Source organism: Halalkalicoccus subterraneus (assembly GCF_003697815.1).
Classification (GTDB): domain Archaea; phylum Halobacteriota; class Halobacteria; order Halobacteriales; family Halalkalicoccaceae; genus Halalkalicoccus; species Halalkalicoccus subterraneus.
Map to the genome: position 1 here is coordinate 1 of NZ_RDQG01000011.1, position 12,747 is coordinate 12,747.

16 protein-coding genes are annotated in these 12,747 nt (G+C 67.4%); 8 read left to right on the forward strand and 8 right to left on the reverse strand.

Features of this window, described 5'->3' with window-relative positions; all coding sequences use genetic code 11:
• Window positions 1-387: iron chelate uptake ABC transporter family permease subunit (locus EAO80_RS03015; protein ID WP_245998414.1), on the reverse strand; the 387-nt coding region annotated here is incomplete at its 3' end.
• A 58-nt stretch (window positions 388-445) separates the two neighbouring features.
• Here EAO80_RS03015 and EAO80_RS03020 point away from each other — a divergent pair.
• The 5 genes from EAO80_RS03020 (at window position 446) to EAO80_RS03040 (ending at window position 4,516) form a co-directional block, all read left to right on the forward strand.
• Complete coding sequence (locus tag EAO80_RS03020) at window positions 446-1,552, forward strand: PGF-CTERM-anchored ABC transporter substrate-binding protein (RefSeq protein WP_122088463.1); 1,107 nt, start codon at window positions 446-448, stop codon at window positions 1,550-1,552.
• A 39-nt stretch (window positions 1,553-1,591) separates the two neighbouring features.
• Window positions 1,592-1,870: a signal recognition particle subunit SRP19 gene (gene srp19 / locus EAO80_RS03025; protein WP_122088464.1), complete on the forward strand. Its 279-nt coding sequence runs from the start codon at window positions 1,592-1,594 to the stop codon at window positions 1,868-1,870.
• 4 nt (window positions 1,871-1,874) lie between these two features.
• Complete coding sequence (locus tag EAO80_RS03030) at window positions 1,875-2,102, forward strand: H/ACA ribonucleoprotein complex subunit GAR1 (RefSeq protein WP_122088465.1); 228 nt, start codon at window positions 1,875-1,877, stop codon at window positions 2,100-2,102.
• Between the two features lie 43 nt (window positions 2,103-2,145).
• The gene (locus EAO80_RS03035; protein ID WP_122088466.1) at window positions 2,146-3,099 is read left to right on the forward strand and encodes a presenilin family intramembrane aspartyl protease PSH; all 954 of its coding nucleotides are present in this window, start codon (window positions 2,146-2,148) and stop codon (window positions 3,097-3,099) included.
• A gap of 178 nt (window positions 3,100-3,277) precedes the next feature.
• Window positions 3,278-4,516, forward strand: coding sequence for an MgtC/SapB family protein (locus EAO80_RS03040; RefSeq protein WP_122088467.1), 1,239 nt, complete (start codon window positions 3,278-3,280; stop codon window positions 4,514-4,516).
• 14 nt (window positions 4,517-4,530) lie between these two features.
• Here EAO80_RS03040 and EAO80_RS03045 read toward each other — a convergent pair whose 3' ends face one another.
• From EAO80_RS03045 to EAO80_RS03055, 3 genes are all read right to left on the reverse strand, one after another.
• The gene (locus tag EAO80_RS03045) at window positions 4,531-5,529 is read right to left on the reverse strand and encodes an ornithine cyclodeaminase family protein (protein ID WP_122088468.1); all 999 of its coding nucleotides are present in this window, start codon (window positions 5,527-5,529) and stop codon (window positions 4,531-4,533) included.
• 40 nt (window positions 5,530-5,569) lie between these two features.
• Window positions 5,570-5,782, reverse strand: a complete 213-nt coding sequence (locus EAO80_RS03050; RefSeq protein ID WP_122088469.1) for a hypothetical protein — start codon at window positions 5,780-5,782, stop codon at window positions 5,570-5,572.
• Window positions 5,783-6,009: 227 nt separating this feature from the next.
• Window positions 6,010-6,420, reverse strand: coding sequence for a DUF3054 domain-containing protein (locus tag EAO80_RS03055; protein WP_122088470.1), 411 nt, complete (start codon window positions 6,418-6,420; stop codon window positions 6,010-6,012).
• A gap of 78 nt (window positions 6,421-6,498) precedes the next feature.
• Between EAO80_RS03055 and EAO80_RS03060 the strand changes: the two genes are divergently transcribed.
• Together EAO80_RS03060 and EAO80_RS03065 are read left to right on the forward strand one after the other, a co-directional pair.
• Entirely contained in the window at window positions 6,499-7,029 is a 531-nt protein-coding gene (locus EAO80_RS03060) for a GNAT family N-acetyltransferase (protein ID WP_122088471.1), read from the forward strand.
• A gap of 34 nt (window positions 7,030-7,063) precedes the next feature.
• Window positions 7,064-7,525: an NUDIX hydrolase gene (locus EAO80_RS03065; RefSeq protein WP_122088472.1), complete on the forward strand. Its 462-nt coding sequence runs from the start codon at window positions 7,064-7,066 to the stop codon at window positions 7,523-7,525.
• On the opposite strand, the gene EAO80_RS03070 is transcribed toward EAO80_RS03065, so the two are convergent.
• Complete coding sequence (locus EAO80_RS03070) at window positions 7,508-8,569, reverse strand: asparagine synthase C-terminal domain-containing protein (protein WP_122088473.1); 1,062 nt, start codon at window positions 8,567-8,569, stop codon at window positions 7,508-7,510. The genes EAO80_RS03065 and EAO80_RS03070 overlap by 18 nt on opposite strands.
• Window positions 8,566-9,255 carry a PHP domain-containing protein gene (locus tag EAO80_RS03075; protein WP_122088474.1) on the reverse strand — a complete coding sequence of 230 codons (690 nt, stop codon included), beginning with the start codon at window positions 9,253-9,255 and terminating at the stop codon, window positions 8,566-8,568. The genes EAO80_RS03070 and EAO80_RS03075 overlap by 4 nt, the downstream gene beginning before the upstream one ends.
• Before the next feature lie 103 nt (window positions 9,256-9,358).
• On the opposite strand from EAO80_RS03075, the gene purL reads away from it, so the two are divergent.
• Entirely contained in the window at window positions 9,359-11,662 is a 2,304-nt protein-coding gene (gene purL, locus EAO80_RS03080) for a phosphoribosylformylglycinamidine synthase subunit PurL (protein WP_122088475.1), read from the forward strand.
• Between the two features lie 5 nt (window positions 11,663-11,667).
• Here purL and dhaM read toward each other — a convergent pair whose 3' ends face one another.
• Both dhaM and dhaL read right to left on the reverse strand, forming a co-directional pair.
• Window positions 11,668-12,051, reverse strand: coding sequence for a dihydroxyacetone kinase phosphoryl donor subunit DhaM (gene dhaM, locus EAO80_RS03085; RefSeq protein WP_122088476.1), 384 nt, complete (start codon window positions 12,049-12,051; stop codon window positions 11,668-11,670).
• Window positions 12,048-12,746, reverse strand: a complete 699-nt coding sequence (gene dhaL, locus EAO80_RS03090) for a dihydroxyacetone kinase subunit DhaL (RefSeq protein ID WP_122088477.1) — start codon at window positions 12,744-12,746, stop codon at window positions 12,048-12,050. The genes dhaM and dhaL overlap by 4 nt, the downstream gene beginning before the upstream one ends.
• Between the last annotated feature and the right edge of the window lies 1 nt (window position 12,747).

Sequence of the window (12,747 nt, forward strand, 5' to 3'; positions counted from 1 at the left end):
GACGCCGATGATCGAGGGATCGGCCATCGGGTTTCTGAAAAAACCCTGCATCACCGTCCCCGCAGCCGCGAGCGCGAAGCCGACGACCGCCGCGAGGACCACTCTCGGGAGTCGGATCCGCATGACGATCGTCTCGTGGGTTTCCGGCACCGCGAAGTCGAACGCGGGAGTCCACTCGACCCGCGGGAGCGGAACGGAAAGCGGTCCGATTCCGGCCGGACTCGCCGGCCCGATCCCCGCGGGAAGTGCCACCGCATTGAGCAGCACCTTCGCCACGACGACCGGGTCGACGCGGACGGGGCCGAGCGCCGCGCTGAGGAGGATCACGACGACGAGCAGCACACACAGTCCCGCCGACCACGCCCCAGTCTCGATGCGTCGCGTCACGGTAGCAAGTGAATTTGCTTTAGGTAAATACTTATTGAACAAGTGCCCACACAGGTTCGTGAATCGAGTGTTTACCGTCGTCGTGGCGCTGTTGGTGCTCACGTCGACGTTCGGAATCGGGGCGGTCGGCGCACACGACGGTGTGGCGGCGGCCCAATCGGAGATCGAGTGTGAGTTTCCCGCGACCGTAACCGACGCGACCGGCGAGGAGATCACCGTCGAGGAGGAGCCCGAACGCATCGTCGCGATGCAGCCGAGCGACGCCCAGATGCTCTGGGAGATCGGTGCCCGTGAGAAGGTCGTCGGGATGCCCGTCGGCCAGTACACCGAGTACCTGGAGGGCCACGACGAGCCCACGGACATCACACAGGACGACGGGTTGACGGTCAACACCGAGCAGGTCGTCGATCTCGAACCCGACGTCGTCTTCGCCTCGTCGGTCGCCGACGAGGAACAGGTCGCACAGCTCCGCGACGCCGGTATCACCGTCTATCAGGTCGGGGACGCGACATCGATCGACGACGTGCGCGAGAACACCGAGACGTTCGGCCAACTCAGCGGCGAGTGTGCGGGCGCGGCCGAAACCCTCGACTGGATGGACGAGGAGATCGGCGCGATCGAACGGGCCGTCGAGGGTGAGGACTCCCCCACGGTCCTGTTCGCGATGGGTGACGGCTTCACTGCGGGTGAGGGAACCTTCATCGAGGACGTGATCGAAACCGCGGGCGGCGAGAACCTCGGGAGCGAGGCCGGTATCGAGTCCTACGGACAGATCAGCGAGGAGGTCGTGCTCAGCGAGGATCCCGACTGGATCGTCTACCCCGACGGTAACTTCGAGGAGCCGCCCGTGAGCGATCAGGTGCTCCAGAGTACGACCGCCGGCCAGGAGGACCAGGTCTTCGCCGTTAACGCCAACCAGATGAACCAGCCCGGCCCGCAGGTCGTCTACGCGATCGACGCGCTCGCCGAGACGTTCCATCCCGACGCCTACGAGGCCATCGGGAACGACACTGCGGCCGCCAACGACTCGACCAACGAGGCCGCCGGCAACGATTCGACCGACGCCGCGGACGGCTCCGGCGGCGAAGACCAGCCCGGCTTCGGCGTCGTCGCCGCGCTCGTCGCGCTGGCGGCCGCGGGTCTGCTCTTCTTCCGCCGGCGATAGGTCGGAAGGCGTTTTATTCTCGGCCCGTCGAGAACCGGTATGGTCGAAAACGTGATCTGGCCCGCCTATCTCGACGCCGACGTCTCCCGGTCGAAGGGACGGCGCGTCCCGCTCGACATCGCCATCGACGAGCCGACGGTCGAGGAGATCGCCGCCGCCGCCCAGCAGGTGGGCTACGACGCCGTCATCGAGCGCGATCAGACCTATCCCCGCGAGTACGAGCGGAGGGGGAGAGTCCTGATCAAGGACGCCGACGACGCCTCGAAGAACGACCTCGTCCAGGCTATCGCCGCCTACGTGACGGCGCTGCGGGAGTGAGACGATGAAGCGCGTCGGCGAGGTCGTCAGAACGGCACAGGGGCTCGCGATCGTTCGCTGTCCCGAGGACAGTCGGCCCGATATCGGCACCGTGGTGCTCGACGAGAGCCTCTCGAAGGTGGGTCGCGTCGTCGACGTCTTCGGGCCCGTTTCTCATCCCTACGTCGCGGTGACGCCCGACGATCGGTCGGCGCTGGCGGGTCTGCTCGGCGGAAAACTGTACGCCCGCTGAACGGGAACGAAACCCCGAAGGTCCGTCGGGCGGATCGTGAGGCATGGACCAGCGTTCCCACGTACTGGCTGCGGTCGCCGGTACGGTCGCCCTCTTCCTCTCGATCCAGCTCGGCGCGCTCGCGCTGGTCGAGCCCTTCCAGTCGGCGGGACTGCAGGCCGTCGAAAACCCCGACGACCCGACGAACTCCCTCCTGTATATCGGCGCGATCCTCGTCGCCACGGGAGTGATGCTCGCGGCGTTCAAGTTCGACCTCCAGTGGCTGATTCGGGGGCTGGTCGTTCTCGCCAGTGTGTTCCTCTCGTGGTACGTCCTCGTCGTGGTGCTCCCGGCACCCGTGGTCATCGGCGGCGTCCACGTCCCCGCCGCGCTCGGCGCGCTCGCGGTCGGTGCCGGTCTCACGCTCTACCCCGAGTGGTACGTCATCGACGCCGCGGGCGTGATCATGGGTGCGGGCGCGGCGGGGATCTTCGGGATCACCTTCGGGATCTTCCCCGCGATCGTCCTTCTGGTCGTGCTCGCCGTCTACGACGCCATCAGCGTCTACGGTACGAAACACATGCTCTCGCTGGCCGACGGCGTCATGGAGATCAAGCTCCCGGTTCTCCTCATCGTTCCCGTTTCGGTCGGCTATTCGTTTCTCGAGGAAGCACCGACGGGGGACGATGAGGAGAACCGGGAAGACGGAACCACCGGGAGCGACGATCGGGACGCCTTCTTCATCGGGCTCGGGGACGCGGTCATTCCCACGGTCCTCGTCGCGAGCGCGGCGTTTTTCGTCCCCACACCGTCCCTCTCGATACCGGGGGTCGCGCTGACGGTTCCCGCGCTCGGCGGAATGATCGGCACCCTCGCCGGACTGCTCGTGTTGCTGTGGATGGTGCTTCAGGGGCGGGCCCACGCCGGGCTCCCTCTCCTCAATGGGGGGACCATCGCCGGCTATCTGGCGGGTGCGCTCGCGAGCGGGCTGACGCTCACACAGGCGATCGGGCTCTGAACGGTTCAAAGCCCGGCACGGAAACGCCGCTTGGCTCGATCCCCCTTGCGATCCGCACGAGCCGACGGCCCGTCCGAGCGCGCAACGTATATCTATATACGACTATTGACTACTCGATAGACATGTGGCGAACCGCGGCCCGTCGCGACCGGCGGGCAACGACCAGGGATAACTAGCGATGATCGAGGGGGCACTGGCAGAGATCGGTCTCGAGGTACAACGACTGTTCGTAGCGGTCGCGCTGGGGCTGTTCCTCGGGCTCGAACGCGAGTGGTCACAGAAGTCCGCGGGCATCAGGACGTTCTCACTGGTCACGCTTGCGGGGTCGGTGTTCGTCATCGTCGGCAGCGACGGCCTGTTGGTCGTCGGCGGCGTCCTCGTAGTCGTCCACGGGGCGTTTCTGGGCGTGAAGGGGCTCGCGGACGATGAGGGGCTGTACCTGACGACCTCGATCTCGATGTTCGTCGCCTACGGCGTTGGGATCCTCGTCGCGAGCGGCTACGTCCTCGAAGGGGTCGTGGTCGCGTTGCTGTCGTCGCTGCTGCTCGTGTTGAAGCGCGAGCTCCACGAGTTCGCCCGCGAGCTCTCGAAGGAGGAGGTCAAAAGTGCGAGCGAGCTCGCGATCCTCGCGTTCGTCATCTACCCGCTGTTACCGACCGAGAACATGGGGCCATGGAACGCGGTCGACCCGCGGACCGTCTGGCTGCTCGTGATCGCGATGAGCGCGATCGGCTTCGTCAACTACGTCATCATCCAGAAGTTCGGCAGTCAGGGCGTCGGCATCAGCGGCTTCTTCGGTGGACTGGTCAACTCCACGGCGGCCGTCGGCGAGATCGCCTCACGGGCGCGCACGAGCCAGGATTTCACCGGGCTGGCCGTCGGCGGGATCCTGCTCGCCGACGCCGCGATGGCGTTTCGGAACCTCCTGATAATCGTCGTGTTCGTCCCCGAGCTGGCGTTCGTCATCGGGATTCCACTGGCTGCGATCGCGCTGGCCGGGATCGCGCTGTCGCTGCTGATGAGCGACTGGGACGTCGAACTCGAAACGGAGTTCGAATCGCCCTTCAGCCTGAGCAACGCACTGAAGTTCGGCACGCTGTTTCTGGTCGTTCTGATCGCGTCGGCCGGCGCCCAGGAGCTATTCGGCTCGACGGGATTTCTCGCGACGAGCTTCTTCAGCGGCCTCGTCTCGAGCGGGTCGGTGGCGACGACCGCGGTCGTCCTCGTCCAGTCGGGTCAGCTCTCGACTAACGTGGCCGCCGCCGGCGTGCTCGCCGGGACGGTCGCGAGCATCCTCGTCAAGATCGCGCTCGCAGCCTCCATCGAGCGCTCGATCGTCCGGCCGGTCGTTCGGGGAAGCGCCGCGTTGATCGCTGTCGGCCTCCTCTCGATGGGCGCCGCGCTGGCGTTCGCGTGAGGAGAGGGCCTCCCTCAGCGACCGGGCATCGCCTCGCTGGCGGGTGTGAACTCGATTTCCGTCCCGAGACCCGCTTCGCGTGCTCGCTCGTAGAGCATGTGGGCCGCGGCGACCGTCTCGATCCCGGTGCCGCCGCTGTCGAAGACGGTGATCTCCTCTGTGCTCTCGCGGCCCGAAACGTCCCCTGAAATCACCTCCCCGAGTTCGCCGTGGACGTGATCCGGACCCACGACACCCTGTTCGATGGCGGCCATCAGCGAGCCGGCGTCCCGGTCCATGCGGGCCCGAAGGTCGAGCACGTACTTCGCGCGCGAAACCGTCGTCGCGTCGAGTTCGTGCTTTCGGGTGTCGTACTGGCCCATCGCGGTGACGTGCGTGCCGGGTTCGAGCAACTCGCCGTCGAACACGGGATCCGAGGCGTTCGTCGCCGTGATCACGACGTCCGCGCCAGAAACGGCGTCGGCACTCGTTTCGACCGCCTCGACCGTCGGGTCGACGATCGCGTCCATCTCGTCAGCGAACGCCTCGCGGTTCTCGCGGGTCGTCGAGTACACTCGAACTGAATCGAACTCGCGGACGGCGGCGGTCGCACGGAGCTGGCCGCGGGCCTGTGCGCCGCTGCCGATCAGCCCGAGCGTGCTCGCGTCCTCACGGGCGAGCGTGTCGACGCCGACCGCGCCCGCCGCCCCCGTCTTGAACGGGTTCAGGTACGCGCCGTCGAGCAGCGCCAGCGGTTCGCCGCTCTCTGCGTCGAACAGCGGCGTGACGAACCAGGCATCACGCGCACCGAAGCCGGCGCCGTAGGTGTACCCACCCATGACGCCGGTTTCGGGGAGGATCGCCATGTAGCCCGTCAGCATCCCCGGCGGATCGTCGTTTCGGAGTTTGGTCCGGGGCTCGGCGGCCGCGCCCGCCCCGCGCTGGCGGTAGCCCTCGCGGACGGCGTCGACGTAGTCCTCGGGATCCGCCAGATCGACGAGATCGTCGCTCGTCAGAAACAGTGTATCGGTCACGAACGGCCGTTCGGCCGCCGGCGAGAAAACAGTTCGTGGTCTATTCGGTCGATCGCTTCGAGGGGCCGGTCGGCTGTGCGGTCGGGCCCTCGGGCTGGTTGACGAACAGTGCATGGCCGATCAGGACGATGGCGACCGCGGCGGCGGCCGGAACGGCCAGCGCGAGATCGACGCCCAGCACAGTCAACGTTCCACCGATACCGAACAACGCGAGCGGGATGAGTCCGAGGATCAAATCGTAGTAAGACGCCATAATGTATCTGGATGTATGGACCCTATCAGTATAATTGTTTTGACTAACAGTTGAATAGCCCCTTGATAACTCTGTAGTAATCTGTGAATAACATATTTAAAACTTTTTTATAAGTTATTCATGGTTACGCAGCGTGCTTCGCTTAGACCGACTGACTCCGCTGGTGGAGGCGGGTTGGAGGAAAGTCGAAAAGCCAATCGAACGACTGTCTGACCGACGCCAGGGTTCTATCCGCGGCGCGAGAGCGCGGTTACCAGCACGCGCCACGGGAGCAGCGTCACGAGACCGGTGGCGACGGTGACCAGAACGAACGTCGGCGGTGCGCCGCCGACGAGCCACGGGGTCGCGCGCAGGCCAACGCCGATCAGCGCGGCGACGAGCCAGGCGATCCCCACCGCGAGGAGGGTTTCGACGAACGACTCCCGGATGCGGGCGGTGTAGACGCCCACCATCGGGGCGACGAGCAGCCAGCCGAGCAGGAACGGGACAACGGTTTCCGCGGTGTAGGGGAGATCGGCGAGCGGGTCAGTGCCGTGCGTGATCAACCCGTAGGAGAGCTGTGCGGCGATGATCGCGAGATCGCCGAAGAGGACGAACAGGGTCGCCGCCGAGCGATCGAACCGAGTGACTCCGGCCATGAATCGCCCTTCTTCGGGCAGGGGTATGTGTTCCCCGGTTTCCACACCGCTCAACACGGCGGGCGATCAACGGAGGGTATGGAGTCCGAACTGCTCGGCTGGCCGCCCGACGGGCCGAAACTCGAACTCGACTACCGGACGTTCAGCTACGCCGGGAAGTTCGTCATGACGAACACGGGCAAGGCTGTAATCCGCGAGGAGGGCGAGGTCCGTGCGGCCGCGGCGTTCAACGAGGACCGAACCGAACCCGAGACGCTGTGGATCCGCTACATCACGACCCACGTCGAGCATCGGGGCGAGGGGCTCGGCCCCCGACTGCTCGCGTTCGTCCGCGAACGCGCCCGCGGGCGGGGCTACGACCGGGTGCGGATCGCGGTGAACAACCCGTTTGCCTACGAGGCGTGCTACCGAGCAGGGTTTGCCTACACCGGACGAGAGACCGGTCTCGCAGAGCTCGTCCTCGAAACGCCGACCAAAGAAACGGAGGAGCGCTATCAGGAGGGACTTGACGCCTTTCGTGAGCGCGATCTCGACGACGCCGAACGGGAGTTCCTCGCCCGTAAGGAGGAAAGCGACCCGCCGGACGAGTCGGGCCGACGAAACGGATAGAAACGGCCAAACGGCCGCCGACGCTCGGAGGGGTATGGAGACGACACGGCACTTCACCGCCACCGTCTACGTCGTCAACGAGGGCGCGACGGCGCTGCACGAACACGAGAAGCTCGGGCTGTGGCTCCCGCCGGGCGGGCACGTCGACCGCGACGAACTCCCCCACGAGACCGCCCTGCGGGAGGCCCGCGAGGAGACGGGTCTCGACGTCGAAATCCTGTCCGAACACGACGACGTGAGTTCGTCGACCGTCGAGTCGCTGCCTGAACCCGCCCACCTGCTGCTCGAGGACATCAACGTTTCCGAAAACGGTGTTGGCCATCAGCACATCGATTTCGTCTACTACGGGTGGGCCAACTCGCGCGCGCTCGACCCCGCCGACGGCGAGCAAGGATCCGAAGACTGGGAGTGGGTCGGGCCCGAGACACTGGAGGACGAGCGGTTCGACCCTGACGTCACTCGGCTGGGTCGCGAGGCGCTATCCCGATTCGAGTAGCGACGCGACGTACTTCGTGACGTGGTCGTCCATCCGGCGCTTGTAGCCCGCCTGACGGGCCAGACGGTCGAGTTCGCGCGCGATCAGGCTGCCGTACTGCACCGCCTTCTTCTTCCGACCGGCGACCTCGCCGGGGACGAACTCGCGGGCCGCTTTCCGGAAGATTCGTTTTCGCTCCTCGTCGGTCGCGAGCATCGGGCCGTCGAGGCGCAGCGCCGCGCGCACGACGCGTCCGTCGAGCAGGGGCGCGACCGGTTCGGCCCCGGCGGCACGGATCGCGAGCACGTCGCGTTCGAGCTGGTCGGGCAGGCCCGCGATCACCTCGCGAGTCGCGCCCCGAACCGTGTCCGCGTCGACACGGTGATCGGTCCGAACGATCTTCTCGTAGCCGCCGAACAGCTCGTCGGCACCCTGCCCGACGGCGAGGCGGTCGTAGCCGTCTCCTACTGCTCGCTCGGCGACGAGAAAGAGCGGGAGGGCGATGCCGACGTCCATCGCGTTGGTTCGGCCCGTAGCGCGTGCTACAAGGGGTACCGCCCGCTCGATGTCGGCGTGGGTACACTCGATGATCCGGAGGTCCCGGTCCATCGCGTGGGCACTCTCGCGGGCCGCATCGAGGTCGTGGCTCCCCTCGAACCCGACGACGTACAGCGGGGCGTCCACCCGACTGGCGACGACGGCCGAATCGACACCACCGGAAAAGGCGACCGCGAGCCCCTCGGCATCGAGCGCGAGGCTCGCGTCGAGCGCGTCCGCGACCGCCGTGAGGGCCTCGTTCTCGTCGGCGAAGGCGGGCGGGTCGGGCAGCGAGAAGACACGCTCGTCACCGACATGGCCCGCGGGAAACGGGACCGCATCGTCGAGATCGGTCGGCGAGAACGCCCACTGCGTACCCGAGTGCTCGACGAACAGCGGGGAGCGCCCGAGGACGTCCCGGACGAGCCGTCCGTCGGGGAGTTCGCCGGCAAAGCCCGGCCCGTCGGGCAGCGGATCGTGGTTCTCGACGGCCCGCTCGACGGTCGCGAGGTCGGCGCCGTGGATCATTCGAGCAGTGAGGAGACGCGGCGTTTCACCCGGCGTTTCGCCCCGCCGCCGGCCTGCCGGAAGCTGATCCGCCAGGGAGTGCGCTTGCCGTCCACTGACGTGTGCCCCGCACGAATCGCATCGAGGATCGCATCGACGGTCCGCTCACCATCGGTATCGACCCGCGTCACCGCCTGACCGACCATCTCGCTGATATGGGCGTCGCTGCCGGCGGTCATGGGCAGTCCGCGCGATCGTGCGAAGCGTTCGGCCTTGCGGTTGGCCCGGCCTGTGAGGAGTCTAGAGTTGTAGACCTCGATGGCGTCCGCTTGTGCGAGCTCGTCCCGGGACACCTTCGCGCCGACGCCATGGCGGGAGGACTGGAAGGGATGGGGAACGACGGCGATCCCGCCCGCCGCGTGGATCCGCTCGATCGTCCCCTCGAAGGGAAGTCCCGGCGGGATCCGCTCGTCGACGCCGAGACCGAGGACGTGGCCGGCGCTACTGGAGATCTCGATACCGGGGATCCCGATCAGTCCGTACTCGGGGGCGAGTTCGGCGGCCTCGCGGCTCGCGTCGAACGCGTCGTGGTCGGTGATCGCGACGGCGTCGAGGCCGACGGCTGCGGCCTGCTCCAAAACGAGGTCCACGGGGTCGCGCCCGTCGTGCGAGAGCGCGGAGTGTGCGTGGAGTTCGACCGAGAGCACGGTCGATCTTCGAGAGGGGTGTGCAAAAGCACCCCGATCCGTTGATACACACGATCATGCACATAGAAAGCGATTTATCGCCCTCGGCTGAACACGGGAGTGAATGAGCCTCTCGGATTCGGATCGCGAGATCATTACTACGGAACTCGGCCGCGAACCCACACGGGCCGAGGCCGCACTGTTCGAGAACCTCTGGAGCGAGCACTGTGCGTATCGCTCCTCGCGGCCCCTGCTCGGCGCGTTCGATTCGGAGGGCGAGCACGTCGTCGTCGGGCCCGGCGACGACGCCGCGGTCGTCGCGCTCCCGGACCCCGGGACGGGGGAGTCGAGCGGGACCTACATCACGCTTGGAATCGAGAGCCACAACCACCCCTCCTACGTCGACCCCTACGACGGGGCTGCGACGGGGATCGGCGGCATAGTACGGGATACCCTCTCGATGGGCGCATACCCCCTCGCGCTGACCGACTCGCTGTACTTCGGCGGGTTCGATCGCGAGCACACGCGCTACCTGCTGGAGGGCGTCGTCGAGGGGATCTCCGATTACGGCAACGCCATTGGGGTTCCCACCGTCGGCGGCAGCCTCGCCTTCCACCCGGACTACGAGGGCAATCCTCTAGTCAACGTCGCCTGCGTCGGCCTCGTCACCGAGGACCGCCTCGTCACCGCCGAGGCCCAAAAGGCGGGCAACGCGCTCGTGCTCGTCGGCAACGCCACCGGTCGGGACGGGCTGGGCGGGGCCTCCTTCGCCAGCGAGGACCTCGCGGAGGACGCCGAGACCGAGGACCGCCCCGCGGTGCAGGTCGGCGACCCCTACGCGGAGAAGCTGCTCATCGAGGCCAACGAGATGCTCGTCGATGAAGGGTTGGTCGAGTCCGCCCGCGACCTGGGGGCGGCGGGGCTGGGCGGGGCGTCCTCGGAACTCGTCGCGAAAGGTGGTCTGGGCGCACGGATCGATCTGAACAGCGTCCACCAGCGCGAGCCGGACATGAACGCCATGGAGATCCTGCTCGCCGAATCCCAGGAGCGAATGTGCTACGAGGTCCGTCCGGAGAACGTCGACCGGGTCGAGGAGATCGCGGCGCGCTTCGATCTGGGTTGTTCGGTCATCGGCGAGGTCAGCGAGGGGAACTACACCTGTACGTTCGGGGGAAGCGAGGCACAACGCGTTCGAGAACCGCAGGGTGGTTCTCCCAGCCCATCAGAAGTGCGTTGCACTTCTGAGGACGCCTCGGACGGCCCGGGCGGTGAGCAAGGCGAACCGCGAGGGCGCGAGACGGTCGTCGACGTCCCTCCCGGCTTTCTCACCGATGGCGCGCCGATGAACGACCTCGACTACGTCGAGCCCGAAGAACCCGCACGCGAGGTGCCCGACGTCGATATCGAGGAGGCGTTTCGGGAGGTCGTTTCGAGCCCGAACACTGCGAGCAAGGAATGGGTCTACCGCCAGTACGACCACGAGGTCGGCCTGCGAACGGCCGTGAAGCCGGGCGACGACGCCGCCGTGTTGGCCATCCGGGACGCGGACGCTGCGAGCAGTGCGGACCGCGGGCGCGGATCGGATCTGGCGATCTCGGCGGGCGCGGATCCCAACTGGACGGCCGCCGACCCCTACGAGGGCGCGCGGGCGGTCGCCGTCGAGAACGCGACCAACCTCGCGGCCAAGGGTGCGACCCCGCTCGCGGCCGTCGACTGCCTCAACGGCGGCAATCCCGAGAAACCCGACGTGTATGGTGGTTTTCGGGCGATCGTCTCGGGGCTGGCCGATGCCTGTTCGGCCCTCGCGGTCCCGGTCGTCGGCGGCAACGTCTCCCTGTACAACGATTCTGCGACCGGCCCGATCCCGCCGACCCCGACGCTCGCGATGGTCGGGACGGTAGACGATCGAGATGCCCCGCCGACGCGTCTGGCCGGCGAGGGGTCCCTCCTGGTCGTCGGCGACCCGGTACTGACGGGCGACGCGACGCCCGAACTGGGCGGCTCGGAGCTGCTCGCGCGCGTGGGCGGCTCGGATCGTTTCCCTGCACCCGCCGAAAACGCCCCCGCGTTCGCCGGAGCGCTCGCGGGGATCGCCAACGACGAGGGAACGCTTGCGGTCCACGACGCGAGCCACGGCGGGCTCGCCGTGACGCTCGCGGAGATGGTCGGCGAGGCCGGCGCGCGCGTCGACCTCTCGGGCGGGCCGGCGCTCGGGCGGCTGTTCAACGAGCGTGCGGGCCGTGCAGTGATCGAGACGACCGACCCCGACGCCGTCCGCGAGCGCTTTTCGGGGGTCGCGCCCGTCGTCGAGATCGGCGAGGCCACCCCCGAGGAGACGCTCGAAATCGCGACTGACGTGGGCGAACTCGTCTCCGACGCCGACGAGATCGCCGCGCTGCGCGACGTCCTCGCACGTGAACTGGACTGATCGACTCAGGTCTTCGAGAGCCCACGGGCCTCCTCTGCGGATTCCTTCACCGAGTCGAGCGTCGCCTTCGTGCCCGTCGCGCTCACGGCGGCGTTGACCGTTCCCTCGACCAGCGGGGCGTCCGCGAAGACCGCCTCGACCTCGGCCACCTCGACGGCCATCTCGGCGTTCATCACCGCGCTGCCGAGGTCCGCAAGGACGACGACGCCCTCCGCCTCCGCGCTCGCCTCCTCGATCGCGTCGGCGATCAGGTCGACGCTCGTTCCCAGCCGGCCGTCGTCGGTGCCGCCGGCGGCGATCACGGCGGCGTCGCCGGCCATCTCGCCGGCGACCTCACACACCCCCTCCGCGAGCCGCGCGCTGTGGGAGACGACGACGAGCCCGATCATTCGCCCGACCCCTCTTCGATTTCCGCCTCGGCTTCCGCGTCAGCCACCGCCGCCTCGCCGTCGAGATACTCCGCGGCCACGTCGTGGATCTCCTCGAGCATGTAGAGCGTGCTCGTCGCGCCCGGATCGGGGTGACCGACCGAGCGCCAGCCGAGATACGACGCCCGGCCCTTGCTCGCGCGGATGGGGGTCGTAAACCGGACGCCGCGCTCGGCGGCGTCGACGGCCTTCGAGAGCGCTGCCAGTGGGTCGAGGTCGTCGACCTCGATCGCGCGCTTGTACGTGTGAACAGCGGGGGTGAGCGCGTCGACCATCGTCTTATCCCCGACGCTCGCCCCGCCGCGGTCCTTCACCTTTTCGAGGTAGGCCTCGGCGAACGCCACCGACGATTCGGTCGTTATCCCCTCCTCGAACTCGCTGCTCGCGACCGCGAGCGACCCGCCATAGAGGGGACCCGACGCGCCGCCGACCTTCGAGAGCAGCGCCATCCCCGCGGCCTTGACGAACGCGTCAGGGTCGTTTTCGGAATCTGCCCCGTCGAGTGCGGCCTGAAATCCTCTATGTAAGTTCGCGCCGTGGTCCGCATCTCCGATCGCGGAATCGAGTTCGGTGAGGTGGTCCTTCTCCAATTCGATCCGGTCGGCGATCGCCGTGAGTACAGCGGAGAGCGCCTCGCGCTGGGTATCCTCGTCCACG

What these genes read in the sequence shown, in the direction of transcription:
- purL (WP_122088475.1), top strand. Translation starts at nt 9,359, where the DNA reads ATGAGCCTCTCGGATTCGGATCGCGAGATCATTACTACGGAACTCGGC.
- EAO80_RS03060 (WP_122088471.1), top strand. Translation starts at nt 6,499, where the DNA reads ATGGAGTCCGAACTGCTCGGCTGGCCGCCCGACGGGCCGAAACTCGAA.
- EAO80_RS03050 (WP_122088469.1), bottom strand. Translation starts at nt 5,782, where the DNA reads ATGGCGTCTTACTACGATTTGATCCTCGGACTCATCCCGCTCGCGTTG.
- EAO80_RS03070 (WP_122088473.1), bottom strand. Translation starts at nt 8,569, where the DNA reads ATGATCCACGGCGCCGACCTCGCGACCGTCGAGCGGGCCGTCGAGAAC.
- EAO80_RS03030 (WP_122088465.1), top strand. Translation starts at nt 1,875, where the DNA reads ATGAAGCGCGTCGGCGAGGTCGTCAGAACGGCACAGGGGCTCGCGATC.
- EAO80_RS03040 (WP_122088467.1), top strand. Translation starts at nt 3,278, where the DNA reads ATGATCGAGGGGGCACTGGCAGAGATCGGTCTCGAGGTACAACGACTG.
- EAO80_RS03055 (WP_122088470.1), bottom strand. Translation starts at nt 6,420, where the DNA reads ATGGCCGGAGTCACTCGGTTCGATCGCTCGGCGGCGACCCTGTTCGTC.
- srp19 (WP_122088464.1), top strand. Translation starts at nt 1,592, where the DNA reads ATGGTCGAAAACGTGATCTGGCCCGCCTATCTCGACGCCGACGTCTCC.
- EAO80_RS03065 (WP_122088472.1), top strand. Translation starts at nt 7,064, where the DNA reads ATGGAGACGACACGGCACTTCACCGCCACCGTCTACGTCGTCAACGAG.
- dhaM (WP_122088476.1), bottom strand. Translation starts at nt 12,051, where the DNA reads ATGATCGGGCTCGTCGTCGTCTCCCACAGCGCGCGGCTCGCGGAGGGG.
- EAO80_RS03035 (WP_122088466.1), top strand. Translation starts at nt 2,146, where the DNA reads ATGGACCAGCGTTCCCACGTACTGGCTGCGGTCGCCGGTACGGTCGCC.